We start from the raw sequence: 24,736 nt of genomic DNA, 5'->3' as shown, positions 1-24,736 counted from the left end.
TCTTTCGATACAGATTGGGCCGCCGCCGGTATAGACAAGACCCGAAAATCCCGCCGATACCCCGCCGCCCATCACGTCCACCAAGCCCCGTCCACCGTCGGCCAGACATCGCCAGGCCGTCATTTTGGAACGCATTATTCCTCATTTTCGCGCCGCAGCAAATGATAGCGGACCGCGCCGGCCTTGCCTTCGCGGGTAATTGCCCAGCCGGCCAGCGCAGGCGTTTGCGCAAGATCGACGGGTTCACCCGATTCGACGTACAGCGCGCCGCCCGGCGACACCAGCGGCACGGCCAATTCGATGGCGCGCTGGAGCATGGCGGTATCGCCGAAAGGGGGATCGAGGAAAACGACATCGAAAGAATTCGGCGCGAGGCCCGCGGCGAGACGCAATGCGTCGGCTTCCACGATTTCAATGTTTTTCGCGGCCAGGCGCGTTTGATTCGCCTTAAGTTGCGCAACTGCTCGACCGCTGCGTTCGACCATCAGCACGCGTACCGCACCGCGCGACGCTGCTTCAAAGCCTAATGCGCCGCTGCCGGCGAAAAGATCGAGGCAACGCTTGCCATTGAGCGACTGGCCGAGCCAGTTGAAGAGCGTTTCACGCACACGGTCCGGCGTCGGACGCAGGCCGTCCAGGCTCAGGACGGGTAGCGGCGTACGTTTCCAGTCGCCGCCGATAATGCGGATGGAATGCGCCTTGCCACCACGCGATGGCGCTGCTTCGCGGACTTTCGATGCGCGCTCGGCGGTGTGCTCCGGGCTGCGTTCGGGATTTCGCCCTAGTGTGCGGGTGATCGAGGAACGGGACATGGACGTGCGTGGGTTGAGGCGGCGCAATGATCGCGTGGGTCGGGTGAGAACGTTGTCGGTTTGCAAGAATTCGCACTCGCCGATGCGGGCACGTTACCACAGCCCCGCCGCGCCCGATGCAGGGGTTCGCCGCCGGACCGGCCACTACAATCGGTGCCGGCTGATAAAATATGCGTCTTTCGCCTTTTTTGCGCACACGCCCGGCTCTTACCGCTGTTTCCGGCGGCTTTTCGCGGCACGGCGGCCCTCGTCACCTTTGCGTTTGCGCGTTATTTGCGTTTTTGCGCACGTTCGACGCAGGAGCGCGGTTGCGACGGCATCGATAAAACGCGCCACCCCCACCACTGCAGACCATGTTCAGCTTTTTCAAACGATTAATAGGCAAATCGACCGATACGCCCGAGGAAAACAAAACCGAGGACGTCGCCGATTCAGGTTCCGAAGGCGCTGAAGCGCTTCGGCACGCGACTACGCCGGTTATGCCGGCCCAGCCGGTGGAAACCTTGCAGGAAGGTGGAGAGGCAGCGGTTCGGACTTCGGAAACGCGAGCGCGCGAGGCGGACGTCGGTGCTGGTGCGCCGGTGCAGTCGAATAGACATGTGTTTGCGGCGGAGCCGGCCGCGGCAACCGGGTCGTCCAGCGAAACGGTGGAATCGCATGATGGGTCCGTACAACCAGTTGAATCGGCGGACTCGGTGGTTCAACCGTCGCGGGCGGACGCGCGCGGTGTAGCGGCTGCAGAAACGCCCGCGTCGCCGCCTCATTCCGTGACGACGCCTTCAACGCCGGCGCAGCCCACGGCCCCGGCCACCCCTGCGGGAGATACGCAAGCAGGTTCGGCTGCAACATCGCTTCACACCGCCACCGCGCCGGTCACGCCAGTTCAACCGGCGAGCCCGCTCGCATCCGCATCGGGTACGCAAACTGGCTCGGCTGGATCTGCCGCGACGCCACTTCCCGCGGCAAGCACGCCCATCACGCCGGCCCAGCCGACTCCCCCCTCCGCGAATACGCCCCCCGAAGCCAAACCCTACTGGCAAGGCCGCACGGCATCGCAGTGGAAGGCGCCTGAAGAAACCGTTGTGATCGTGCCTCCGCCGGAGCCTGAACCGAGTGCGAAGCGTTCCTGGCTTACGCGCCTGAAGACCGGTTTATCGAAGACGAGTACGGGCCTGACGGGAATTTTCATCGGGGCGAAGATCGATGAGGATTTGTACGAGGAACTCGAAACGGCATTGCTGATGTCGGACGCCGGTGTCGATGCCACCGAATATCTGCTCGAAGCGCTGCGCGAAAAAGTGCGCAGCGAACGCCTTACCGATTCGATGCAGGTCAAGGCCGCATTGCGCTCGCTGCTCGCAGACCTGCTGCGGCCGCTCGAGAAATCTCTGATGCTTGGCCGTGCCCAACCACTGGTGATGATGATCGCCGGCGTGAACGGCGCGGGCAAGACCACGAGCATCGGCAAGTTGGCCAAGCATTTGCAGCGTTTCGATCAGTCCGTGCTGCTCGCCGCCGGTGACACCTTCCGTGCTGCCGCGCGCGAACAGCTCACGGTTTGGGGCGAGCGCAACAACGTGACGGTTGTATCGCAGGAAAGCGGCGATGCCGCCGCCGTCATCTTCGACGCGGTCGGCGCCGCGCGTGCACGCAAGATCGACGTGATGATGGCCGACACCGCTGGCCGCCTGCCGACGCAGCTTCACTTGATGGAAGAACTGCGCAAGGTGAAGCGTGTGATTGCGAAGGCGCAGCCGGATGCGCCTCACGAGGTGCTGCTCGTCATCGACGCCAATACGGGTCAAAACGCGCTCGCTCAGGTGAAATCGTTCGACGATGCGCTTGGCTTGACGGGTTTGATCGTGACGAAGCTCGACGGCACCGCAAAGGGCGGCATTCTCGCGGCAATTGCGCGTCAACGGCCGATTCCGGTGTATTTCATCGGCGTGGGCGAGAAGGTCGAGGACTTGCAGCCGTTCAGCGCCGACGAGTTTGCGGACGCGTTGCTGGGCAATTAAACCGGCGCCGCTGGTTGGCATTCCGCCAACCAGCGGCGAAATCACCGGGAAACGACCAGCGCTCCGGCGATCCACCACATCACAATCCCGACGATCACGTCGAGCACTCTCCACGAGAGATCCTTCTCGAACAGAGGCTGGAGCAATCGCGCGCCGAACCCGAGCGCCGTGAACCAGACGATCGACGAACACATAGCCCCTGCGGCAAACCACGCGTTCCCCGGCCAGCCATACCGCGCTCCAATCCCGCCGAGCAACACGACGGTGTCGAGATAAACATGCGGGTTAAGCAGCGACAAAGCGAGCACCGTCGATACCGCGCTCAACACCGTCTGCGATTCGCCGTTCTCGACGTGTAAATGCCCTGGCCCTTTCCAAGCCGCGTAAAAAGCCCGCACGCCGTAGAGAAACAGAAACACCGCTCCCGCCCAGCGAATCACCCCAAGCAGCACCGGCGCTCGCGCGATCAGCGCCCCCATCCCGCCGATCCCAAACCCGATGAGCAATACATCGATCAACGCGCAGATAAGAACGACCCAACCCACATGCCGCCGCTTCAGCCCTTGCCGCAATACAAACGCGTTCTGGGCGCCAATCGCGATAATCAAACTTGCGCCAAGCCCGGCGCCGGATAAAAAAACGGCTGTCGTCATTCGGCGTCCGGTTGCTGCCCGGGCGCGGCGCGCGCGAACGCATCGATTTGCGCGGCGTGATCGGCGATACGTTCGATCGTCGGATAACGGCTCATATCGATATTAAAACGCCGCGCGTTGAACACCTGCGGCACCAGGCACAGATCCGCAAGCGTCGGGGTATTGCCGAAACACAGCTTGCCTACGCGAGGATCGTTCGCCAGACGCTTCTCCAGCGATTCGAAACCTGACTCCAGCCAATGCCGGTACCACTCGTCTTTCGCTTCGTCGCCGACCTGCAGCGTGTGCTTCAGGTACTTCAGCACGCGCAGGTTGTCGACGGGATGAATCTCGCACGCAACCTGCAGCGCGATCGACCGGATGAACGCGCGATCCAGTGGCGTACCCGGCAGCAACGCCGGTTCGGGGTGCGTCTCTTCCAGGTATTCGATGATCGCGAGCGACTGCGTCAGCACGTGGTCGCCGTCGATAAACGTTGGCACGATCCCGTCGGGATTCAGCTCGCGATACTCGGGCTTCAGTTGTTGCCCGCCGTCGCGCAGGAGATGGATCGGCGCGTATTCATACGCAAGCCCTTTGAGATTCAGCGCGATCCGCACGCGATACGCCGCCGAGCTACGAAAATAGCTGTATAGCTTCATCGGTCTCCTCCGTTTTTATAGTCAGACCACGCGCACGGAGAACTCTCCGATGCCATCGACACCGCCTTTCATCAGGTCGCCCTTCTGAATCGCGCCGACGCCTTCAGGCGTGCCGGTAAAAATCAGGTCGCCGGGGAACAACTCGAATAGCGTCGACAGATACGCGATGGTGTCGCCCACGGACCAGATCAGTTGCGAGATGTCCGAACGCTGTTTTTCTTCGCCATTTACCGTGAGCCAGATCGCGCTTTTTTCCAGATGCCCGACCTTCGCAACCGGATGAATCGGACCGAGCGGCGCCGAATGATCGAAGCCCTTCGCCGTGTCCCACGGACGGCCCAGCTTCTTCGCTTCCGCCTGCAGGTCGCGGCGCGTCATATCAAGACCGAGCGCGTAGCCGTACACGTAATCGAGTGCCTTGTCGGCAGGAATGTCCTTACCCTGCTTGCCGATCGCGGCCACGAGCTCCATCTCAAAGTGGACGTTCTTCGATTGCGATGGATACGGGAATTCGCCGGTCGCACCGGGCGCGACGTACAGCACGGCGTCGGTGGGCTTGCCGAAGAAAAACGGCGGCTCGCGATCTGGATCGTGCCCCATCTCGCGCGCGTGCGCCTCGTAGTTCCGGCCGACGCAGTAAATCCGGCGAACGGGAAACTGCTCGCTGGAACCGACAACGGGCACCGCAACCGCGGGTGCCGGAGCAAATACATGACTCATTCCGCTTTCTCCTGTGTGATGAAGCATCGACCAAGATCTCAAGTTTAACGTGCACGGTTGTGCGTCGCGACTCGGCTGAACGGCCTATAGGCCCGAACAGAACGTCCCTACAACTTGCACGCCCGCCTCAAATGCGGTACTGAATGTGGTTCCCGCACTCCACACATTGAAGCGGCTGATCGTGCGCAACGTGATTGAAGACAAGACGCGCGAGCCGGCCGCTCGGAATATTCGATGACCGACACTGCAGCTTTCCCGTGCGCCCGCTTCATCAAGGAAATCGGCCGCGGGCCGAACGGCGCACGAGCGCTGACCCGCGAGGACACTTACGCCCTCTACGAAGCGATGCTCGACGACCGCGTCTCCGATCTCGAACTCGGTGCCGTGTTGCTGGCGTATCGCGTGAAGGGCGAAACGGCCGCCGAACTGGCCGCGATGCTGGCGGCCGCACATCGCTCGTTCGAGCCGCTGCATATCCAGAACGGCCGTGACCACGCGCGGCCCGTCTCCATCCCCACTTATAACGGCGCGCGCAAGCAGCCCAACCTGACGCCGCTACTGGCATTGCTGCTCGCACGGGAAGGCGTGCCGGTGCTGGTGCATGGCGTCACCGACGATCCCGGCCGCGTGACCAGCGCCGCGATTTTTGCCGAACTGGGCATCGAGCAATGCGCTTCCCACGATGAAATCGAGGACAACCTAGCCTCGCGACGGCTGGCGTTCGCGCCGATCGCCGTGCTCGCACCGAAGCTCGCGCGCCTGCTGGCGATCCGGCGAATCATGGGCGTGAGAAATTCCACGCATACACTGGTCAAGATCCTGCAACCGTTCGCGCAGCCGGGCTTGCGACTGGTGAACTACACGCATCCGGAGTATCGCGAGAGCCTGACGGGACTGTTCACCGAACATCCCGACGCGGCCGCGGGCGGCGCCCTGCTCGCACGCGGGACGGAAGGCGAAGCGGTGGCGGACACGCGTCGGCAAGTGCAGGTGGACTGGTTCCACGATGGTCACTCGGAGACACTGATATCGCCGGAGCGCTCTTCTCCGGAAGCGCCCGCGGTGGCTATGCCCAGCGCCCTCGACGCCGCGACCACCGCGCGCTGGATCGAAACCGTGCTGCGCGGCGAGGCGCCTATTCCGCCTGCGCTCGCTCGCCAGGCGGAGCTGATTACGGACATCGTCAGGCGGCAATGACCACAAAGACATTCTTCAGTCGATAGGCGCTCAAGGTTGACAAACCCGATCGCGCTACGCTAATGTGCAGCAATGAGCTTTACCCAATTCCCCTCCCTTCGAATTACTCAGGGTCGCCTAGCGCGGCCCCTATCGCTACGTCTAGCGTAAGTCGCTAAACGTGGCGCCGCGCATTCCTTGCGCGGTCCCTCCCGCAGTTTCGTAGTTCCCCTTTTTTTCACCACCCGTAGTCGTCTGCTTTCGTCCGTTCATCCGCGGCGCGAAAACGCGAGGATCACATGCACGCTGCATTTGCATCGTTCACGTTCGTCACCGGCGTCACCCACGCCATGGAACAACGCGAGCCTGACCAGCGCGCACTGGAACGATGCCGGCAAGCCGCCGGCCGCTCATCCGCCTCGCAACGACTGCGCTTTCACGCGTACAACGCGTTCAGCCGAGGCCCACGATGATGATGCGCAACCCTTCCGAGAAATACCGCCCTTTCCCCCAGGTCAAACTCAACGGCCGCCGATGGCCGACTCGCACGATTGAGCGCGCCCCCATCTGGATGAGCACCGACCTGCGCGACGGCAACCAGGCGCTGATCGACCCGATGAGCATTGACGCCAAGCTCGAATTCTTCGAGATGCTGGTAGCGGTGGGTTTCAAGGAAATCGAAGTGGGCTTTCCGTCGGCATCGCAGACGGATTTCGACTTCGTGCGCAAGCTGATCACCGAAAATCGCATTCCCGCCGACGTAACCATCGAAGTGCTCGTGCAGTCGCGCCAGGATCTCATCGAGCGCACGTTTGAAGCCGTGGAAGGCGCGTCCCGCGTGATCGTGCACCTCTACAACGCGATTTCGCCGTCGTTCCGCAAGATCGTGTTCGGGATGTCGAAGGAAGAGACCAAAGCGCTGGCCGTGCAAGGCACACGCATCATCAAGGAGTGTGCCGCCGCGCGCCCCAACACGCACTGGATCTACCAGTATTCGCCGGAAACGTTCAGCATGACCGAGCTCTCCTTTTCCCGCGAAGTCTGCGACGCCGTCGCGCAAATGTGGTGCCCCACGCCCGATCACAAAATGATCGTGAATTTGCCAGCCACAGTGGAAGCGGCCATGCCGAACGTGTTCGCCGATCAGATCGAGTGGATGGATCGCAACATGGGTTATCGGGACAGCATCGTGCTCTCCGTGCATCCGCATAACGATCGCGGCACGGCAGTGGCCGCCGCGGAACTCGCGATCCTCGCGGGCGCCGATCGCGTGGAAGGCTGCCTGTTTGGCAACGGCGAGCGCACGGGCAACGTGGATCTCGTCACTCTCGCGATGAATCTGTACACACAGGGCATCGACCCAGGTCTGGATTTTTCAGATATCGACGGCGTGCGCCGCGTGGTCGAGCGCTGTAACCGGATTCCCGTGCACCCGCGTCATCCGTACGCCGGCGATCTCGTGTTCACGGCCTTCTCCGGCTCACATCAGGACGCGATCCGCAAAGGCCTCGCGCAGCGCGAAGCCGGCACCGTATGGGATGTGCCATATCTCCCCGTCGACCCAGCCGATCTTGGCCGCAGCTACGACGCTGTGATCCGCGTGAACAGCCAGTCCGGCAAAGGCGGCGCGACTTATCTCCTCGAACGCGGGCTGGGCTTCACCCCGCCGCGCCGCGTGCAGATCGAATTCAGCCACGCCGTGCAGAAAGTCGCCGATGCCTGCGGCGCAGAAGTCTCTGGCGAAGCCATTTGCGCATTGTTCAGGCGCGAATACTTCGATGCGCTGGGGCCGGCGTCACGAGCTGACGTCTCGACGTTGCGCTTCGATGGACGCCACGTGATGCTGCCCGTATCTACGATTGCCGACGAAGCGCACGCGCAGCGCGTCGCGGCGGCTGTGGCCGAGGTCGCGGGTGTCGCGATTGAAGTGGCATCGTTTGAAACCGCTGCGACGGCGAAGGGCGAGACGGCAGTGTTCATCGGCTGCCGGATCGGCGATCAGGCTATGCGCTTTGGCGTCGCGGTGCATGCGAACGCGGCGCAGGCGGTCGCGGACGCCATCGTCAGCGCGGTCAATCGTGGGCGCTGGAGCGGGCGCAAGGAAGTGGAAAGCGAAGCGGTCGCGGCTTGAAGGAAGCGGCTTTTAGAAGTAAGTAAGGTGAGTTAAGCGCGCCGCCAGCAGAATTCGGTGATGCCGTTGAACCACCGCCTTCTCCCCCAGCGCGGCAGACGTTAGCGAAGCAGGCGATAAAACCGCGACAACCGGTATTGGCATGGCGACCGGCGCTCACAAGGCGCCGTCCCGCCGGCCGAACCGCGATGCCCGACCGAACGGCATCGAACCAGCGCTAATCCAGCGCCACGCGTGTCGCCTGCATCGCGAGCAACTGCCATTGCCCATCGAGCTGAATGTGGATGGCCGTGTACGCGATGGGAAACAGCAACGCGCCATTCTTCGATTCCATCTCGAGCAACGCGCGCCCATACACGATCCACGTGTCCCGCCCGCCCGGTATCAGCTCCTGCGACTGGATCTCGATCTGCCGATAGCGCCGGCGCCCCGCCGTAATCGCGTCAATGAACTGCCGCTTCGTCTCGCGCTTGCCGTTGGTGTGGACGTAGCTGGCGTTCTCCGCCAGCAGCGTGTCGAGCAATTCCCCGTCGCCGTCGACCATCGCGCGGAAACGGTCGCGCTCGAGTTCACGTATTGCCTCGATGAGCGTCTCGATGGGTTGTGCCGGCATCTGTCGGTTCCTTTCCGTTCGCACTTGAGGAACCGATCGACGCGGCCCTCGTCAGAAGTTGTATTGCAAATATATCTGGCTGAAATTTATACCAGGATTCGGGTGTTCGATACCGGCGTTGGATAAATGCTGAAACCGGAAGCCTGCCTGATAGTTCTGATGCGCGCCGAACTGAGCCCCGACGCCCACGACGTCAGCGAACTGAAAGGATGAAGAGAAGGTGCGGTCCGGGGTCTCGCGAACGTGCGACAAAAGGCGTACGCCAACGCCTGCTTCCACATACGGCCGGAACCATCCCGAGCTCTTGATGAAACGGAACATCGGTGTGAGGCCAAATTCCCAGATGTTCGGATGCGATGCCTGGCTTTCACGGATGTCCCAGTAGGCCACGTGGGCTTCGCCAACGACCGTGAAGTGGAAACCTGCGATTTCCCACCAGGTCCAATTGGGGTCCCAGACCACGCCGACATCCGCTTTTCTGATGTCGTGGTCGGCTTCGCCGCCGGCGATCTGAATGCCGAACTGATCGGCACGGGCACTCGCCGAAATCATGGCAAGCGCCCCGAACAGGGCAACGTAGAAAGAGCGCTTTTTCCAGGCACTTTTGTTCTTCTGCATGAAGACTCCGGAGCGGGTTTTTCACAAACAGACTCGCCGCCAAGCTCGCCAGCCGGCCAGCTTTGTTACGCAGCACGCAGCCATTTTAGAGACGGTCTCAAAAAAATGCTTAGAACAGTTCTGCGCAATAGGGAAAACGCGGAATTAAGTTTCGTCGAATGGCGGTTGGAAGCCAAATCGTGCGAAATCTTGCATGTTTCTTACGGTAACTTTGACAAAGAAAGCGTTTCGCGGCGCACAACAGTACGGGAAAGCACTTATTGGCTATTGGAGTATGGATTCTAATAGCGTATGGGAACTTGAGCGCGCAACGGCCCTCTAATCCTTAGCACTCGAAATGACAGAGTGCTAATATCGTGGCTGGACCCGGTTTCTCATCGGGTTTTTTGTTGATAAGGAGCACACAAGCGTGACCAATGCGATGACCCTTCCGAATATTGGACACTCGGCGCCGGCCAAGGCCGCTTCGGCAGGTGCGCTGACGTTTGCGCAGTCGTCCATGTTGACTGGCCAGATCGGCAACATCGACGCCTACATTTCGGCTGTCAACCGGATTCCGATGCTTACGCCGTCGGAAGAACGTCAGTACGCCACCGAATTCCGCGAGAACGACAACCTGGACGCAGCCCGTCAGCTCGTGCTGTCGCACCTGCGCCTGGTGGTATCGATCGCCCGCAATTATCTGGGCTATGGCCTGCCCCACGCCGACCTGATTCAGGAAGGCAATATCGGCTTGATGAAAGCCGTGAAACGCTTCGATCCGCAACAGAACGTGCGGCTGGTGTCGTATGCCATGCACTGGATCAAGGCTGAGATTCACGAGTACATCTTGCGCAACTGGCGCACGGTGAAGGTGGCGACCACGAAGGCGCAGCGCAAGCTGTTCTTCAACTTGCGTAGCCATAAAACCGGGCACAACGCGTTCACGCCGGGCGAGATCGATGGCCTGGCGAAAGAGCTCAACGTGAAGCGCGAGGAAGTCGCGGAAATGGAAACGCGTCTCTCCGGCGGTGACATTGCGCTGGAAGGCCAGATTGACGACGGCGAGGAATCGTACGCGCCAATCGCGTATCTGGCGGACTCGCACAATGAGCCGACCAACGTGCTTGCATCGCGTCAGTTCGACAAGCTGCAGAGCGAGGGGTTGTCGAGCGCGCTCGAATCGCTAGACGAACGTAGCCGCCGGATCGTTCAGGCGCGCTGGCTCGAAGTGGAAGATGATGGCTCGGGCGGCAAGACGCTGCATGAACTTGCCGATGAATTCGGGGTATCGGCGGAACGGATTCGTCAGATCGAAGCCAGCGCAATGAAGAAAATGCGCTCGGCGCTGCACGAATACGCTTGATGTTTTTGTAGCGGTAAGTCGCTCGCCGAAAACTTGGAAGGCCCGCCGTCGAAAGACGGCGGGCTTTTTCTTTGGCCCGCGCAACGCGCTAGGGTACGAGCCAATGAAAAGCGGCGCCGGAGGTTTCCCTCAGACACCGCGTTCTTTTTATGCCGCTTGCAAAACCTCGGCCGCTTAGCGCGACATCATATGCGCGCCGACGTTATGCAGTACCCGCAAAGTCCCGCCGATCACGATCACCGCCACCATCACGGTGAATCCGCAAGCGACCACGCTCCATCGCTGCGACGACGACGTATTCATGTGCAAAAAGAACACGAGGTGCACAAGGATCTGGGTGAACGCGAGCACCGCAATAGCGATGATCGATTCTGTCGGCCCCATGACCTGCTGCGTGACCAATCCGAAAGCCGCGACCGTCAGCACGACCGACAGGATGAAGCCGATGACATACGAGCGCACGCTGCCGTGGCCCGCGCCGGTATCGATTGAATGTGCGTTTGCCATTTATACGACGCTCGTCAAATAAACAAACCGGATCCTCGATATGACTTGGTTATTCAGCAGTGTTAATTGATTCGCAACGACGGAGCCAATGCCCATGTTTCCTGCGTGCAACGCGCGGTAAAAATAGACGAATATCGAACTCGTTACCAACGACTATATAGTTAGGTTAACATACTATTTTATCAAAAAAATAAACGACCCGGATCATGGTTTTCGCCATGCCGGGTCTTAAAGTAAACCAAAGGAATTAGAAACGCGCGAACCCATCTGTGCAAAAAATTCGCGTTGTCAGCGGCTAAGCCTTTGAAACCTCAGCAGCAAGCCGCTTACGACAAAATTACGCAGGCAGCGGCGATGCACCACCGCCAGAAGAAAGACGCTTTGCCATGGTGTCTGCATAGCGTTGCGCCGCATTACCCACGACAATGTGGAACGTATCGGCGGAAACCCAGGCTACGTCGAGCGTCGACAGCCGCTGGCGATCCACCGACGACGGATCGCGCACGACTACCCGCAGCCGCGTGGCGGCAACCGCATCGAGCGAGGCCACGTTGGTTGCGCCGCCGAACACAGCGAGCCAGCGCACCGGGTCCGGATCGAGCGGGCCTTGTTCGCCCGGAGCAACCGGTGCAGCGGATGAAGCAGCAGCCGATGCAGACGAAGCCGGCGTTCCACCGCGCGTGGACGAACGTTCGAGTTCGGTGCGGATTTCATCGGAGATGAGATCGGCTTCCGGCCCGATGATGACCTGCACACTCGTCGCGCCACGCTTTAACACACCACGAGCACCAATCGACTTCAACTCGGGTTCCGAAACCTTCGCCGAATCCACTACCGAAAGACGCAGACGGGTCGTGCAGGCATCGACGAGCGTCAGGTTCGACGCACCGCCCAAAGCCGCGATGTAGCGTACTGCGCGCGGCACCGTAGCGCCGGCTGTCGGGGAAACAAAGCCAGTGGATTCGTACGACTCGATTTCTGCGTCGGTCGTAGCAGGCTCACGGCCCGGCGTTGCCATGTTGAACTTGCGGATGAAGAAGCGGAACAGCCCGTAATAGACCAGACCGTAGACCAGGCCGACGGGAATCGCCAGCCAGCCGCGCTGCGAAAGCCCGTAGTTCAGCACATAGTCGATTGCACCGGCCGAGAACGTGAAGCCGAGGTGGATGCCCAACGCCGAGCAAATGGCAAGCGACAGGCCCGTCAGCACCGCGTGGATCGCGTACAGCGCAGGCGCCAAGAACATGAAGCTGTATTCGATCGGCTCGGTCACGCCCGTCAGGAACGCGGTCAGCGCCATCGAGAACAGCAAGCCGCCCACGACCGCACGACGTTCCTTCGGCGCTTCATGGAACATGGCCAGGCAGGCAGCCGGCAAGCCGAACATCATGATCGGGAAGAAACCCGTCATGAAGCCGCCCGCGGTTTTGTCGCCTGCGAAGAAGCGATGCAAATCGCCGGTCACCGCCGCGCCGCCGCCGGTTGGCGTGTACGAACCAAACACGAACCATGCAAGCGAGTTGATGATGTGGTGCAGGCCCGTGACCAGCAGGATCCGGTTGAGCACGCCGAACACGAACACGCCGATGGCGCCCGCACCCGTCAGCCAGCCGCCGGCTGCATCAATGGCTGCCTGGACCGGCGTCCAGATATAGCCAAACACAATCCCCATCACCAGACAGGCCACCCCCGTGACAATCGGCACGAAGCGTTTCCCTCCGAAGAACGCGAGGTACTCTGGCAGCTTGATGTCTTTGTACTTGTTGTAGAGAAACCCGGCCATGCAACCCGCCGCAATCCCCGACAGCACGCCCATGTTGAGCTTGTCGTTGATGTCCTTCATCACCGCGATTTCGATCAGGTAACCGATCGCACCTGCCAGACCGGCCGTACCGTTATTGTCCTTCGCAAAACCAACCGCCACGCCGATGGCGAACAGGAGTGGCAGGTTCGAAAAGATCGTGTCGCCTGCGTCGGCGATCATCTTGATGTTGAAGACATCCGGCTGGCCGAGGCGCAGTAGCAGCCCGGCCACCGGTAGCACGGCAATCGGCAGCATCAGCGCGCGGCCGAGACGCTGCATTCTTGCAAACAGGTTAGCGTCCATCAGGTTCTCCAGAGATAAGTGTCTTGTCGTTGATCGTGGTGGTGAAACGTGTCGTCGATCGAAGCTTTTTTTACTAATGAACGCGAAGGCCGGCTGCCGGACGGACGTGTTAGTCCAGCGGCCAGATTTCGCGGCTTGCTGCTCTTACTGCCTGTGCCGATTCGAGCGCCAAGGCGTCCTCGGCGCGCTGACGGCACAGTGGGTAATCGAGTTTGCGCACGAGCGCCTTGATGCCGGGAACCGAAACCGGGTCCACCGACAATTCCGTCACGCCAAGGCCCACGAGCAAGGGCACGGCGACCGGGTCGCCGCCAAGCGCACCGCACACGCCGACCCATTTGCCGTGTTTGGCCGCGCCATCCGTTGCGGCCTTGATGAGGCGCAGCACGGCGGGATGCAAGCCATCGGCTTGAGCGGCGAGATCGGCCTGGCAACGGTCCATCGCGAGCGTGTATTGCGTGAGATCGTTCGTGCCGATGGACAGGAAATCCGCGTGTTGAGCGAGTTGATCGGCCAGCAGCGCCGCCGACGGCACTTCGATCATCACGCCGACTTGAATAGGATCGGTCCGGCCGATTTCTGCTGCGAGTTCATCGATACGCTTTCTCAGGCGCACAAGTTCGCCTGAGTCGGTGACCATCGGCAGAAGGATGCGCACTGTGCCGAACGGCTTCACCGCTAGCAGGCCACGCAACTGGTCGTCGAGCAGATCGGGGCGTACTTGTGCAAGACGAATGCCGCGCAAGCCCAGCGCCGGATTCGTTTCGGGCGGCAGCGTGAGGTAATCCACTTCCTTGTCCGCGCCCACATCGAGCGTACGGATGATCGCCGTGCGGCCGTTCAGCGCGCCGACGATCGATTGATAGCTATCTCTATGTTCGTCCGCAGTAGGTGCCGACTGGCGATGGATGAACAGCAGTTCCGTGCGCAGGAGGCCGACGGCATCGGCGCCGTTGTCCACGGCGGTCTTTGCGTCATCGAGTGTCGCGATGTTCGCCGCGACTTCGATCGTGCGGCCATCGCTCGTGGCAGCCGCTTCCTGCGACGTGCGCCGGTTCACCTCACGTACGCCCGCGAGACGCTGGCGCTCGAGGCGCGCGCGTTCCACATCGAGTGCGGTCGGTGCGTATTCAAGGCGTCCAGCCGACGCATCGACGACGACTTGCGTGCCGTCGGGAATAGCGTGCAGTGCATCGCCCACCGCGACCAGCGCCGGAATGCCGATCTGGCGCGCGATGATCGCGGCATGCGACGTCGCGCCGCCGCGCGCCATCAGCAACGCGGTAACGCGCGTGCGATCGAGCGAGGACAAATCGGAAGGCGTGAATTCATCGGCGGCGAGCACGGCTTCGTCGGGCAATTCACGCGCCGCCGTGTTCGTATAACCGAGCGCGCGCAGCACACGCTTTTCGATATCGCGCAGATCGGCAGCACGTTCAGCCAGCAACGCATCTTCGATATTCGACAGCAACACGATCTGCGCGCGAATCGCTTCACGCCATGCAAACCCGGCGCTCTTGCCGAGGCTGATGAGATCGCGGGCTGCATCGAGCAGCGTCGGATCTTCGAGCAACACACGATGCACCGCAAAAATCCCCGCCTCGCCGACTGCACCGCGTTGCGAAGCAGTACGGACAGTTTCGCCGAGTTCCGCGTCGATGGCCGCAATCGCTTTGTCCAGCAAGCGGCTTTCCGATGCCGATGTACCCGTTGCCTGCTCGGGCGGCGTGATGTCGTTATAGTCCCAGCGCACAAGCTTGCCGACCGCAACACCCGGCGATGCGCACACGCCCGCAATCGTGTTCGGATCGAGCGGCTTGCCGGGGTCCCGTGCGATGGCGATTGGGGCGGGCGACTGCGTGCGCGCCGGTTTCTCTTCCACTTCGCCATGCGCTTCGCGCAGCAATTCCGCCGCGACCGCTTCGACCGCCGCCGCCGCTTGTGCACCCACGCCGAGTAATTCGATCGTCGCGCCTTCGCCCGCGCCGAGCCCGAGCAAACCGACAACACTTTCAATCGGCGCCTTACGGCCGTTGAAACGCACTTCCACCTTGGCGTCGAAACCACGCGCCGCTTCGCGGGCGCGTGCAGCAGGCCGCGCGTGCAAACCGCCTGCATGCGCGAGCGTCACGTTGCGGCGCGCTTCGTCGGTGAAATTCGAATCGCTGCGGGCCGCGTCCGCTTTCGCGCCACCCTTGCCGCGCAGCACGAGCAACGGGCTTTCGCCCGCCTTCAGCATGCCGCGGCCGGCGCGGTCGATAACCTCGAACGCGTCGCTGTTGGCGATTGCAATCACCGAAACGAGGCTCGGCGCATGCTGCGCAACATAGTCGGCATCGAATTCGATCAGCACCTGGCCGGCGCGCACGCTTGCGCCCTGCTCGATCTTCGGCGTAAAGCCTTTGCCGGCAAGCTCAACCGTATCGATACCGATATGCACCAGGATTTCCGCGCCTTGCGACGTGCGCAGAGTCACCGCGTGATGGGTCCGCGCGAGATGCGTGATGACACCATCGCAGGGCGCGAGCAGCACGCCTTCCAGCGGATCGATGCCGATACCATCGCCGAACATGCCGTCCGCAAACACAGGATCGGGGACATCGGCGAGCGGCACCATCGGGCCGGTGAACGGTGCGAGCAGCACGACGTCGTTCGGGTTTTCGGGGGAATGATTCAACAGGGACTCCTCGGCACGGCGCATCGGATGACTCTCGATTAACGGGTTTCGGTGACTTTGGCCAGGTGGCGCGGCGCGTCGGGATTACGCCCGCGCGCGGCAGCCAGGCCATCGGCCATCACATAAAAGGACAGGATCGCGGCGATCGGATCCAGCGCGAAATGGGCAGTCTCGACGAGCGGCAGCGTGGCTTCGGGGACGTCGGCGGGCGCGGCGAGCAGCACACGGGCGCCGCGAGCGCGCATGTCGCGGGCGAGCTGGATCAAACCAGCCTGCTCCGGACCGCGCGGTGCGAACACGAGCAGCGGATAGTCCTCGCCGATGAGTTCCATCGGTCCGTGCCGCACTTCCGCGCTGGAGAACGCTTCGGCTTGTATTCCCGACGTTTCCTTCAGCTTCAGTGCCGCTTCCTGGGCGATCGCAAGACCCAGTCCACGGCCGATCACGATCATGCGTTCGACGTTTTTCAGTTCATCGACTGCGTGCGACCAGTCGAGCTTGCCTGCCGCGCGCAATGCATCCGGCAGCGTTTTGAGCGCGCCCAGCAATTCGACGTCCTTCTGCACATGCGCAATCACGATCGCCGACAGCGACAACATCGCGATATAGCTTTTGGTCGCGGCAACGGATAGTTCCGGCCCGGCCAGCAGCGGCAGATTCCACTCGCAAGCTTCGGCAAGTGGCGAACCGGGCGCGTTGACGGCGGCCACGGTCAGCGCGCCCGCGGCACGCAATGCCTGCATCGTGCCGATCAGATCGGGGCTCTTGCCCGACTGGGAGAACGCCACGGCCAGTTGGCCTTTCACACGCAATGGCGCTTGCTGCAGGGTCGCCACCGACATTGGCAGCGACGCAACCGGCACGCCGATTCGGCTCATCGTCAGGCCTGCGAAGTAACTGGCGGCGTGATCCGATGAACCGCGTGCAACCGTCAGCGCGACATGACGCGGCTCCTCGGCGAGGCGTGCGGCGAGTGCTTCAATGTGGGAAGTATCGGCGAGCTGGGCAACCACCACATCGGCGGAAGCCAGTGCCTCATCAAGCATATTCGACAATTGATTCACCCTCTACATAAGTAGCCGTCAACGCCAGATCGCGATCGAAAACGACAAGGTCGGCCCACGCGCCGCGCGCGATCCGGCCTCTGTCTTCGAGGCCGAGATAATCGGCGGCGTAGCGTGACAGGCGATTGGAAACGTCCGCCATCGGCAAGCCGATGGAGACAAGATTGCGCAGCGCCTGATCCATGGTCAGGGTGCTGCCGGCGAGCGTGCCGTCGGCGAGGCGCACGCCGCCCATGCACTTCGTGACGTGCTGGCTGCCCAGGCGATATTCGCCATCGGGCATGCCGGACGCGGAGGTGCTGTCGGTGACCACATAGAGGCGCGGAATGGCACGCAGCGCGGCCCGGATCGCACCGGGATGCACATGCAGAAGATCGGGAATCAGTTCGGCGTACTCGGCATGTGCGAGCGCGGCACCAACCATGCCGGGATCGCGGTGATGCAGCGGCGACATGGCGTTGAACAAGTGCGTGAAACCGCGTGCGCCGTGTTTGAGCGCGTTGACAGCGTCGTCGTAAGTACCGAGCGAATGGCCCAGTTGCACACGCACGCCGCGCGCAGCCATTTCCTGGATTACTTCAATATGCCCGGAGATTTCCGGCGCGATCGTGACCACGCGGATGGGCGCGAGCGACAAGTACTTGAGCACTTCGTCGCGCACGGCGACTGCCGCCGCATCCGGTTGTGCGCCGAGCTTGCCGGGATTGATGTAGGGACCTTCCAGATGCACGCCGAGCACGCGCGCGCCGCCGGGCGCGCGGCGAATGGATTGTTCGCCGAGACCTGCGACGACCGCCATCAGTTCGTCGCGCGGAGCGGTCATGGTGGTAGCCAGCATGCTGGTGGTGCCGTGCTTCGCGTGCTCGCGCGCGATGATCGTGGCGGCCTCGCCGCCCTCCATGATGTCCGCGCCGCCGCCGCCATGCACGTGGCAGTCGACGAAACCCGGCAGGACGTACGGCGCGTCGTTGGTCTTCGGGTCCACGCGCGCTCCTTCGAGCGCCGTCACCCGTCCGTTCTCGAACTCGATCGAGCCGTATATCCAGCCGTCGGTCGTCAGGATGTTTCCTTTCAGCATGAATCTCTCTCGTGAAACGTGCAGCGTGACGCGCGTCTGCCGCGTGATGAAGCTCCATCAACCGTCGCACCTGCTGCGAGCAGGCCGGAATTCGCCGGTGAAACGATCCGTAGCGATTCCCCGCGATGGCGTTTTTCGCCTCTGGAATTGTTTTGCGACGCCTGTTTCGACGTCTCGCTGGTCCGATAGCCGACGGACTCTGGCGCGATGCTTGATGCAAGAACAGCGGATGAGCAGAACACCTTCCGGACACCTTGATCGACACTTTGCGATCATTTTTTAGGATCGTTTGGCTAACCGAATGTCCATAAGAATGGTCGCAAAGCAGGCGTCTTTGGCGAGCCCATTATATAACCAAAATAATACCAGTCAATTTACGAAATCAATTCTCTCCCATTGAACAAATTCGTTAATTATCAATAAGTTGAATGTATCTCAAATTGATTTCACGGCCTCTTTCGTATCGGTAATTACCCTAAAATGAAGCCCACTTCCATGCGGCTGGTCTACACACTATGGACGCCCTGCGAGTGCCGCAAGATGTGCGGCGCCAGCCATTACGCACGGTCATGCTTTTTATTAGCACATTGAGTGAGATCGATTCGCCAGGCGGGAGAGTTCATGGAGCGCCGCGTCGTTAAGGGCGATTGAGCGTAGAAAGCGATCGGAATGCCCAAGCAAAAGGCCGTTCCAACCCACGTTGGAACGGCCTTCTTGTCACAGCTTGCTGTGCTGGCTCAGTCGAGCAACAACTTCAGATCATGTACCCACGTATCCACGCCCTGCCCGTCGCGTGCGAACAGCCTGAGCCTCCCTTGCGGGTCGAAGACGTAACTCGCGGCCGTGTGGTCCATCGTGTATTCGCCGGCCGTCTTGCCCGGAACCTGCGCGTAATACACGCGAAAATCCTTCGTGATCTTGACGAGTTCCGCAGTGTCCGCGGGACGCAAACCGATGAACCTCGGACTAAACGCCGATACATATTCGCTCAGCAACGGCGCCGTATCGCGAGCGGGATCGACAGTGACCATCAGCACCTGGACGCGCTTGCCGTCATCGCCGAGTTTTTGCAGCGCCTGCGAGAGTTCAGCAAGCGTGGTCGGGCAGACATCCGGGCAATGGGTATAGCCGAAAAACAGTACGACGGCCTTGCCTTTGAAATCGCCTAGCGTGCGCGGTTTGCCGCTGGTGTCGGGTAGCGAGAAATCGCTGCCGAACTGCGTATTGCCGGTGATATCGAGATTCGTGAACGCTGGTTTGCTGTCGCATCCTGCGAGCAGCACGGCGGCCAATACGAATCCCATCCAGACAGCGATCTCTCGAGCTGAAAACTTCATACTCCGATCACCGTCCGCACGTAATGATCCACGAGCAGCGCGCCGAACAGCAGCGACAAATACACGATGGAGAACCGAAAGGTCTTGCGCGCCAAGGCATCGGAATATTCACGATAAATCTTCCACGCATAACCGAGGAACATGCCGCCGAGCACCACGGCCGACGCAAGATAGAGCGCACCGCTCATGCCGGAGATGAACGGCATCATGGTCACGGCGAACAGGATCACCGTGTACAAAAGGATATGCAGGCGCGTGTATTTCTCGCCGTGCGTGTTCGGCAGCATCGGCAAGCCGGCGTTCTCGTAATCCTTCCTCCTGTACAACGCCAGCGCCCAAAAATGCGGCGGCGTCCACACGAAGATGATCAGCACGAGGATCCATGCATCGCCGGGGACGTGGCCTGTAACCGCAGCCCAGCCCAAGGCCGGAGGCATTGCACCCGAGGCGCCGCCGATCACAATGTTCTGCGGCGTGGCCGGCTTCAGCAAGCACGTATAAATCACCGCGTAGCCAACAAACGTCGCGATCGTGAGCCACATGGTCAACGCATTCGTGAACGTGTGGAGGGTCCACATGCCCGCACCGCCAAGCACCGCTGAGAACAGCAGGATCTGCACGGGCGTGATCTCGCCGCGCGCGGACGGACGCCACGCGGTGCGGCGCATCATGGCATCGATCTTTTGCTCCATCAGGCAGTTGATGGCGAACGCGGCGCCGGCCAGCAGCCAGATACCCACCGTTCCGCCGATCAACACGGTCCACGGCACCATGCCCGGCGTTGAAAGGAACATGCCGATCACAGCGCAGAAAACCGCGAGTTGCGTCACGCGCGGTTTGGTCAACGCAATGTACTGCGAGAGGCGGCTACCGGAGGGGGAAATCAGTGTCGTGCTGTCCATAGAAACTCACGGAGCTTGGCGCGGGAGTGATGCAGGAACGGCGTCGCGCGGGGCGGTGGTGGCAGACGACCCCACGGTGTGGCCGGGACGGCTGGAGGAGATTCGAAAGTTTACCATAACGAGCAACAGCAAAAGGATGGCCGCCCCGCCGTTGTGCGCTACGGCAATGGGCAGCGGCCACTGCAGCAGGATGTTGGACAGTCCCGTCAGAAACTGGATAACGATCACGAGCATGATGCCGTTAGCGGGTTTTCTCAATGACTCAAATCGACGCAGTTTCGCCGCGAGCCACAGCACGTACAGCACCACGACTAGCGCAAACGTTCGGTGCGTCCAGTGAATCGCGACCAGTGCGTCCTGTGAAATGACATCGCCGTCGCCCGTCATGCCTAGCGCGCGCCACAGGTGGAAGCCGTGTTCGAAGTTCATCGGCGGGATCCAGGCGCCGTTGCACAGCGGAAAGTCCGTGCAGGCGAGTACCGCGTAGTTCGTGCTGACCCAGCCGCCCAGCGCGATCTGGAACACCAGCAGCAACAATCCGACGAGCGCCGCGGGCAGCCAGCGGGCGGCGGCGGGATCGATGGCGGGAATCGGCGTCTGGCGCGCGGCCAGCCAACCGAGCGAACCGAGCAGCGCCAGACCGAGCAACAGATGGGTGGTGACAATCACTGGCTGCAGCTTCATCGTGACCGTCCAGGCGCCGAACGCACCTTGAACCACGATCAGCATCAGGATCGCCGTCGGCCACCACGGCGAGACGTGCAGCGGCCGTCGCTTGAAACGCGCCGTCCACGCGATCAGCACCTGCGCGATGATCAGTACGCCGATCGCCATCGCGAAGTAGCGGTGAATCATTTCAATCCACGCCTTGCCGATACTCACCGGTCCCGTCGGCATCGCCTGATGGGCAGCGGTAATGGCCGCATGCGCGATAAACGGCGACGAGGTGCCGTAACAACCCGGCCAGTCGGGACAACCGAGGCCGGAATCCGTGAGCCGCGTAAAACCGCCGAACATCACCAGATCCAGCGTCAAGAACGTGGTTAGCCAGACGAGCTTGCGAAACTTGTTGTCGTCGGCTTTCACCCACACGTACGAAAGCGGCAATAACGCAATGCAGATGCCGATCAATCCGAGTTGTAAAACGTAAGTCATGCGCGCGCTGTCCTCAACTCATGCTCAACCGATACGTGACCACTTCAGCAGCTTCGCCAGATCCGCCTTGATCTTCTCCGGCTCCGGATTCTTCGGGAAACGCATCATGAGGTTGCCGTTGGGATCGACGAGGAAGATGTGATCGGTGAGTTGCGAATCGGCGCCCGCCGGCAGCCAAGCAGCCACGGCTGCGGGGTCGGCGACCAGCATGCGCGTGTCCGGCTGCGGATAAGCCGTGCGAATCACGCTCGAGACGGGTTTGTCGTCGGTGCGTAGCCAGACGTCGACCACGCGTTCGCGCTCCGCCGATTGCAGCGCGCGCACTTGCCGCATGAAGAACAGGCGCGTCACGCATTGCTCGTTGCAGTCGCTGCCGTTGACCGTGACCATCAGCCATTTGCCGCGCATGGCGGTGAGCGGCATCGACTTGCCTTGTTCGTCGGTGACGACCATTTGCTCAGGGATAGGGCGTTGCGGCTCGATCAGCGCGCCATAGCTCGTGGTGCCGCCGGCCGGCTTGACCACGTAGTACATCAGATACGACGCGATCACCGGCGCCGCGCAAACAGCCGCGAGCAGGACCAGCATCCAGCGTCCCTTGTTCCATGAACCGGGGGTGCGTTCCTGCTGCTGGGCACGCGCCTTGTGGACGGCGGACGGCGAAGGTCGGGGAGTTTGCATGGACAAAATGTTGCCTCTATTCGTGTGCGGCATCGCGTACTTCATTTCCACGCGATGCAATCATTCAAGTGTGTCGCGCCTGCTTCGTGGCCGCTTCATGGCGGCCTGTCGGACTCGGTTTTCGATCGAGTGTGCGTTCTGCCTGTCACTTCCGAGTACGCCCGCCTGGGGCAAACGCACGGTCATCGCTTGGTGAGCGAACCCGTTGGATCAAACCTTCCCATCGAGTGTTTCCGGAGCAGCCTGCCCGGTGTTTTCTTTCTTCGCCGCGCGCCGCGCCGCGTACAGTCCAAAACCCAGCGCGGCAAGCGCCATGCCCCACCATTGCAGCATGTAGCCGTAGTTCGTATCCACGCCCATGGTAGGCGCCGGCCAGTCACGCACCAGCTTGTCGCCGCTATTGTTCAACTGCTGGATCACAAACGGTTGCAGCGGTAAATCCGTTTCGGCAGCGTACGCGGCGACATCGAGATTCTGCCGAATCTTTTGCCGCGCCGCGGAGCCGCCGTGCCCGAGTTCGAAAGCCTGCGACGCATTCGCCCGCGCAATGCCTTCAACCTCGACTTCGCCGCTCGGTGTGTCATACGGCTCGATACCCGTCCGATCCGCCAGATTACGCGGCAACCAGCCGCGATTCACCAGCACGACCCCGCCGCCATCGATCTTGAGCGGCATCACGACGTAGAAACCCGGCTGGTCGTTATACGGCCGGTTATCGAGATAAACGACCTGATCGGGCATGAACGTGCCACGCGCCAGCACGCGATGAAACTCGATGTCCTTCAACGCAAGCGGCGACGCGCCCACGCGTTGCACGGGCGCGTTTTCGAACGCAACAATCTGCGCATTCAACTGCTCTTTCTGATGCGCGCGATCTCGTTGCCAGAAGCCAAGGCGCACGGTGAGCGCCATGACGATCAGGATGATCAGCGCCGGCCAGAAGCGAATTTTCATACCGCATGTCCACCGATGAAAACCTGAACGCCCACGCGGCACATTACTCGCGGTGCGATAATCGAAGGATCGAACTTCTTAGGCCAACTGGCTGTTTTCATGCACATATTCGTTGCCATTGCATTCATTCTCATCATCGCGAGCCTGGGTTCAGCGCTGTACTTCATGATGACCGACAAGGGCAAGACCAAGCGCATGGTGTGGTCGCTTGCCATGCGCGTCGGGCTGTCGATCTCACTGTTTCTCTTCATCCTGTTCGCGCACTGGATGGGCTGGATCCAGTCCACAGGGATTCCGCTCGGACGCTGAGAACGCACGCGTAGAAGCGCATGAGGTTGGGCTTCCAGGCCGCGCCAAGGTTCGCGAAATACTAGCGGGCCGTTGCGCTCGACGCTGCGACAAAACGGCGCATCGGGAAACACTTTTCAACGCACTTTCAACGATTCCGCAGCAGCATTCCCGCCAAGCCACGTCCAAAAGCAAAACGCCGCCCGAGTCAGGTCGAGGCGGCGCTTTGCAAAGCATCTTTTTCAATCGACTTCAAACTATCCCGCCAAACCGGACGTGGCTGGATCAACCCGCCGCGCCCGTCTAGCCTGAACGCTTACAACCAGTACACGACCACGTACAACCCGAGCCACACCACGTCCACAAAGTGCCAGTACCACGCGGCGCCTTCGAACGCGAAATGATGCTCCGCCGTGAAGTGCCCGCGGATCACACGCACGAGAACGACGGTGAGCATCGTGCCGCCCAGGAACACGTGGAAACCGTGAAAGCCCGTCAACAGGAAAAACGTGGAACCGTACACGCCTGAAGCCAGCGTCAGGTTCAGTTCGTTGTATGCGTGGAAATATTCGTAGCCCTGGCAGAACAGGAAGCATAGGCCGAGCAGAATGGTCGCGCCCAGCCAGATAATCGTTTTGTTCCGATGATTCTCGCGCAGCGCATGGTGAGCGACCGTCAGCGTCGCGCCCGAACTCAGCAGCAGCGCGGTGTTGATCGTCGGCAGCGGCCACGGCGTCATGGAACGAAAGTGCGGCACAAGCGCGGCGGGACCGTTGTTCGGCCACACGGCGCTGAAGTCCGGCCAGATCAACTTGTAATCGAGGCTGCCCAGTTCATGCAGCGCAATCTGGCGTGCGTAGAACAACGCACCGAAGAACGCCGCGAAGAACATCACTTCGGAGAAGATGAACCAGCTCATGCTCCATCGGTACGACAAATCCACGTTCTTGCCGTACATCCCGCCTTCGGATTCCCCGATGGAGTCGCCGAACCAGTGCCACAGCGTGTACAGCAGCCAAAGCAGGCCGATGACAAACGTGATCGGCGCCCACGATTCACCATTGACCCACGACGCCAGCGAAGCCATCGCGATCAAAAGGCCGGTGGCGGCCATGATCGGATGTCTCGACGGGTGCGGGACGAAATAGTATGTGCTTTCGTTTTGACCGCTCATTATTGATTCTCCACTTCGATCCAGTTGCTTGAATTTTTTGCTGCCACCGGCGCCGCAGCTCGATCCGTCTGCCGCGACACCACTG

At 61.2% G+C, this 24,736-nt stretch carries 22 protein-coding genes; 5 read left to right on the top strand and 17 right to left on the bottom strand.

Annotation, left to right across the window (positions count from 1 at the left end; all coding sequences use genetic code 11):
• Positions 1-134 precede the first annotated feature (134 nt).
• Positions 135-812: a 16S rRNA (guanine(966)-N(2))-methyltransferase RsmD gene (gene rsmD / locus EOS_RS28785; protein ID WP_082163551.1), complete on the bottom strand. Its 678-nt coding sequence runs from the start codon at positions 810-812 to the stop codon at positions 135-137.
• A 767-nt stretch (positions 813-1,579) separates the two neighbouring features.
• Between rsmD and ftsY the strand changes: the two genes are divergently transcribed.
• Entirely contained in the window at positions 1,580-2,830 is a 1,251-nt protein-coding gene (gene ftsY, locus EOS_RS28780; RefSeq protein WP_087882012.1) for a signal recognition particle-docking protein FtsY, read from the top strand.
• Between the two features lie 41 nt (positions 2,831-2,871).
• On the opposite strand, the gene EOS_RS28775 is transcribed toward ftsY, so the two are convergent.
• The 3 genes from EOS_RS28775 to EOS_RS28765 are packed head-to-tail and all read right to left on the bottom strand — an operon-like array spanning position 2,872 to position 4,844.
• A complete protein-coding gene (locus EOS_RS28775) occupies positions 2,872-3,483 on the bottom strand; it encodes a LysE/ArgO family amino acid transporter (RefSeq protein WP_047895590.1) in 612 nt (203 codons plus the stop codon).
• Positions 3,480-4,124, bottom strand: coding sequence for a maleylacetoacetate isomerase (gene maiA / locus EOS_RS28770; RefSeq protein WP_047895589.1), 645 nt, complete (start codon positions 4,122-4,124; stop codon positions 3,480-3,482). The genes EOS_RS28775 and maiA overlap by 4 nt, the downstream gene beginning before the upstream one ends.
• 21 nt (positions 4,125-4,145) lie before the next feature.
• The gene (locus tag EOS_RS28765) at positions 4,146-4,844 is read right to left on the bottom strand and encodes a fumarylacetoacetate hydrolase family protein (RefSeq protein ID WP_047895588.1); all 699 of its coding nucleotides are present in this window, start codon (positions 4,842-4,844) and stop codon (positions 4,146-4,148) included.
• A gap of 234 nt (positions 4,845-5,078) precedes the next feature.
• Here EOS_RS28765 and ybiB point away from each other — a divergent pair, with 234 nt between their 5' ends.
• Together ybiB and leuA are read left to right on the top strand one after the other, a co-directional pair.
• Positions 5,079-6,041, top strand: a complete 963-nt coding sequence (gene ybiB / locus EOS_RS28760; RefSeq protein ID WP_047895587.1) for a DNA-binding protein YbiB — start codon at positions 5,079-5,081, stop codon at positions 6,039-6,041.
• Positions 6,042-6,492: 451 nt separating this feature from the next.
• Positions 6,493-8,151 carry a 2-isopropylmalate synthase gene (gene leuA, locus EOS_RS28755; protein ID WP_047895692.1) on the top strand — a complete coding sequence of 553 codons (1,659 nt, stop codon included), beginning with the start codon at positions 6,493-6,495 and terminating at the stop codon, positions 8,149-8,151.
• A 217-nt stretch (positions 8,152-8,368) separates the two neighbouring features.
• On the opposite strand, the gene EOS_RS28750 is transcribed toward leuA, so the two are convergent.
• Together EOS_RS28750 and EOS_RS28745 are read right to left on the bottom strand one after the other, a co-directional pair.
• A complete protein-coding gene (locus EOS_RS28750) occupies positions 8,369-8,764 on the bottom strand; it encodes a nuclear transport factor 2 family protein (protein WP_047895586.1) in 396 nt (131 codons plus the stop codon).
• Positions 8,765-8,815: 51 nt separating this feature from the next.
• Positions 8,816-9,382, bottom strand: a complete 567-nt coding sequence (locus tag EOS_RS28745) for an acyloxyacyl hydrolase (protein WP_047895585.1) — start codon at positions 9,380-9,382, stop codon at positions 8,816-8,818.
• A gap of 409 nt (positions 9,383-9,791) precedes the next feature.
• Here EOS_RS28745 and rpoH point away from each other — a divergent pair, with 409 nt between their 5' ends.
• Positions 9,792-10,727 (top strand): RNA polymerase sigma factor RpoH, encoded by a 936-nt coding sequence (gene rpoH / locus EOS_RS28740; protein ID WP_047895584.1) that lies wholly within the window; start codon positions 9,792-9,794, stop codon positions 10,725-10,727.
• 174 nt (positions 10,728-10,901) lie between these two features.
• Here rpoH and cyoD read toward each other — a convergent pair whose 3' ends face one another.
• The 10 genes from cyoD to EOS_RS28690 form a co-directional block, all read right to left on the bottom strand.
• Entirely contained in the window at positions 10,902-11,234 is a 333-nt protein-coding gene (gene cyoD, locus EOS_RS28735; protein WP_047895583.1) for a cytochrome o ubiquinol oxidase subunit IV, read from the bottom strand.
• A 337-nt stretch (positions 11,235-11,571) separates the two neighbouring features.
• A complete protein-coding gene (gene nagE, locus EOS_RS28730) occupies positions 11,572-13,341 on the bottom strand; it encodes an N-acetylglucosamine-specific PTS transporter subunit IIBC (protein WP_047895582.1) in 1,770 nt (589 codons plus the stop codon).
• Between the two features lie 109 nt (positions 13,342-13,450).
• The gene (gene ptsP / locus EOS_RS28725) at positions 13,451-16,042 is read right to left on the bottom strand and encodes a phosphoenolpyruvate--protein phosphotransferase (protein ID WP_047895581.1); all 2,592 of its coding nucleotides are present in this window, start codon (positions 16,040-16,042) and stop codon (positions 13,451-13,453) included.
• Between the two features lie 14 nt (positions 16,043-16,056).
• On the bottom strand, positions 16,057-17,064 hold the full coding sequence (locus EOS_RS28720; RefSeq protein WP_047895580.1) for an SIS domain-containing protein: 1,008 nt from the start codon (positions 17,062-17,064) through the stop codon (positions 16,057-16,059).
• Entirely contained in the window at positions 17,057-18,160 is a 1,104-nt protein-coding gene (gene nagA, locus EOS_RS28715) for an N-acetylglucosamine-6-phosphate deacetylase (protein ID WP_047895579.1), read from the bottom strand. The genes EOS_RS28720 and nagA overlap by 8 nt, the downstream gene beginning before the upstream one ends.
• 737 nt (positions 18,161-18,897) lie before the next feature.
• A complete protein-coding gene (locus EOS_RS28710; RefSeq protein WP_047895578.1) occupies positions 18,898-19,497 on the bottom strand; it encodes an SCO family protein in 600 nt (199 codons plus the stop codon).
• Positions 19,494-20,399 (bottom strand): heme o synthase, encoded by a 906-nt coding sequence (gene cyoE, locus EOS_RS28705; protein WP_047895577.1) that lies wholly within the window; start codon positions 20,397-20,399, stop codon positions 19,494-19,496. The genes EOS_RS28710 and cyoE overlap by 4 nt, the downstream gene beginning before the upstream one ends.
• A 6-nt stretch (positions 20,400-20,405) precedes the next feature.
• Complete coding sequence (locus EOS_RS28700; protein WP_047895576.1) at positions 20,406-21,554, bottom strand: COX15/CtaA family protein; 1,149 nt, start codon at positions 21,552-21,554, stop codon at positions 20,406-20,408.
• Positions 21,555-21,578: 24 nt separating this feature from the next.
• Positions 21,579-22,241 carry an SCO family protein gene (locus EOS_RS28695; protein ID WP_407639190.1) on the bottom strand — a complete coding sequence of 221 codons (663 nt, stop codon included), beginning with the start codon at positions 22,239-22,241 and terminating at the stop codon, positions 21,579-21,581.
• A gap of 204 nt (positions 22,242-22,445) precedes the next feature.
• Positions 22,446-23,189, bottom strand: a complete 744-nt coding sequence (locus EOS_RS28690) for an SURF1 family protein (RefSeq protein ID WP_047895575.1) — start codon at positions 23,187-23,189, stop codon at positions 22,446-22,448.
• Between the two features lie 99 nt (positions 23,190-23,288).
• Here EOS_RS28690 and EOS_RS28685 point away from each other — a divergent pair, with 99 nt between their 5' ends.
• Positions 23,289-23,498: a twin transmembrane helix small protein gene (locus tag EOS_RS28685; RefSeq protein WP_047895574.1), complete on the top strand. Its 210-nt coding sequence runs from the start codon at positions 23,289-23,291 to the stop codon at positions 23,496-23,498.
• A gap of 295 nt (positions 23,499-23,793) precedes the next feature.
• Here the strand turns inward: EOS_RS28685 and EOS_RS28680 are convergent, their stop codons facing one another.
• Positions 23,794-24,651: a cytochrome c oxidase subunit 3 gene (locus EOS_RS28680; protein ID WP_047895573.1), complete on the bottom strand. Its 858-nt coding sequence runs from the start codon at positions 24,649-24,651 to the stop codon at positions 23,794-23,796.
• Between the last annotated feature and the right edge of the window lie 85 nt (positions 24,652-24,736).

It is taken from the genome of Caballeronia mineralivorans PML1(12), from assembly GCF_001028175.1.
Classification (GTDB): Bacteria; Pseudomonadota; Gammaproteobacteria; order Burkholderiales; family Burkholderiaceae; genus Caballeronia; species Caballeronia mineralivorans.
The sequence above is the reverse complement of the archived record's forward strand: the minus strand, read 5'-3'. Positions and strand labels throughout refer to the sequence as shown.

Coding starts and splice junctions, on each gene's coding strand:
- rsmD (WP_082163551.1), bottom strand. CDS start 812: ATGTCCCGTTCCTCGATCACCCGCACACTAGGGCGAAATCCCGAACGC.
- EOS_RS28775 (WP_047895590.1), bottom strand. CDS start 3,483: ATGACGACAGCCGTTTTTTTATCCGGCGCCGGGCTTGGCGCAAGTTTG.
- maiA (WP_047895589.1), bottom strand. CDS start 4,124: ATGAAGCTATACAGCTATTTTCGTAGCTCGGCGGCGTATCGCGTGCGG.
- EOS_RS28765 (WP_047895588.1), bottom strand. CDS start 4,844: ATGAGTCATGTATTTGCTCCGGCACCCGCGGTTGCGGTGCCCGTTGTC.
- ybiB (WP_047895587.1), top strand. CDS start 5,079: ATGACCGACACTGCAGCTTTCCCGTGCGCCCGCTTCATCAAGGAAATC.
- leuA (WP_047895692.1), top strand. CDS start 6,493: ATGATGCGCAACCCTTCCGAGAAATACCGCCCTTTCCCCCAGGTCAAA.
- EOS_RS28750 (WP_047895586.1), bottom strand. CDS start 8,764: ATGCCGGCACAACCCATCGAGACGCTCATCGAGGCAATACGTGAACTC.
- EOS_RS28745 (WP_047895585.1), bottom strand. CDS start 9,382: ATGCAGAAGAACAAAAGTGCCTGGAAAAAGCGCTCTTTCTACGTTGCC.
- cyoD (WP_047895583.1), bottom strand. CDS start 11,234: ATGGCAAACGCACATTCAATCGATACCGGCGCGGGCCACGGCAGCGTG.
- nagE (WP_047895582.1), bottom strand. CDS start 13,341: ATGGACGCTAACCTGTTTGCAAGAATGCAGCGTCTCGGCCGCGCGCTG.
- ptsP (WP_047895581.1), bottom strand. CDS start 16,042: ATGCGCCGTGCCGAGGAGTCCCTGTTGAATCATTCCCCCGAAAACCCG.
- EOS_RS28720 (WP_047895580.1), bottom strand. CDS start 17,064: ATGCTTGATGAGGCACTGGCTTCCGCCGATGTGGTGGTTGCCCAGCTC.
- nagA (WP_047895579.1), bottom strand. CDS start 18,160: ATGCTGAAAGGAAACATCCTGACGACCGACGGCTGGATATACGGCTCG.
- EOS_RS28710 (WP_047895578.1), bottom strand. CDS start 19,497: ATGAAGTTTTCAGCTCGAGAGATCGCTGTCTGGATGGGATTCGTATTG.
- cyoE (WP_047895577.1), bottom strand. CDS start 20,399: ATGGACAGCACGACACTGATTTCCCCCTCCGGTAGCCGCCTCTCGCAG.
- EOS_RS28700 (WP_047895576.1), bottom strand. CDS start 21,554: ATGACTTACGTTTTACAACTCGGATTGATCGGCATCTGCATTGCGTTA.
- EOS_RS28690 (WP_047895575.1), bottom strand. CDS start 23,189: ATGAAAATTCGCTTCTGGCCGGCGCTGATCATCCTGATCGTCATGGCG.
- EOS_RS28685 (WP_047895574.1), top strand. CDS start 23,289: ATGCACATATTCGTTGCCATTGCATTCATTCTCATCATCGCGAGCCTG.
- EOS_RS28680 (WP_047895573.1), bottom strand. CDS start 24,651: ATGAGCGGTCAAAACGAAAGCACATACTATTTCGTCCCGCACCCGTCG.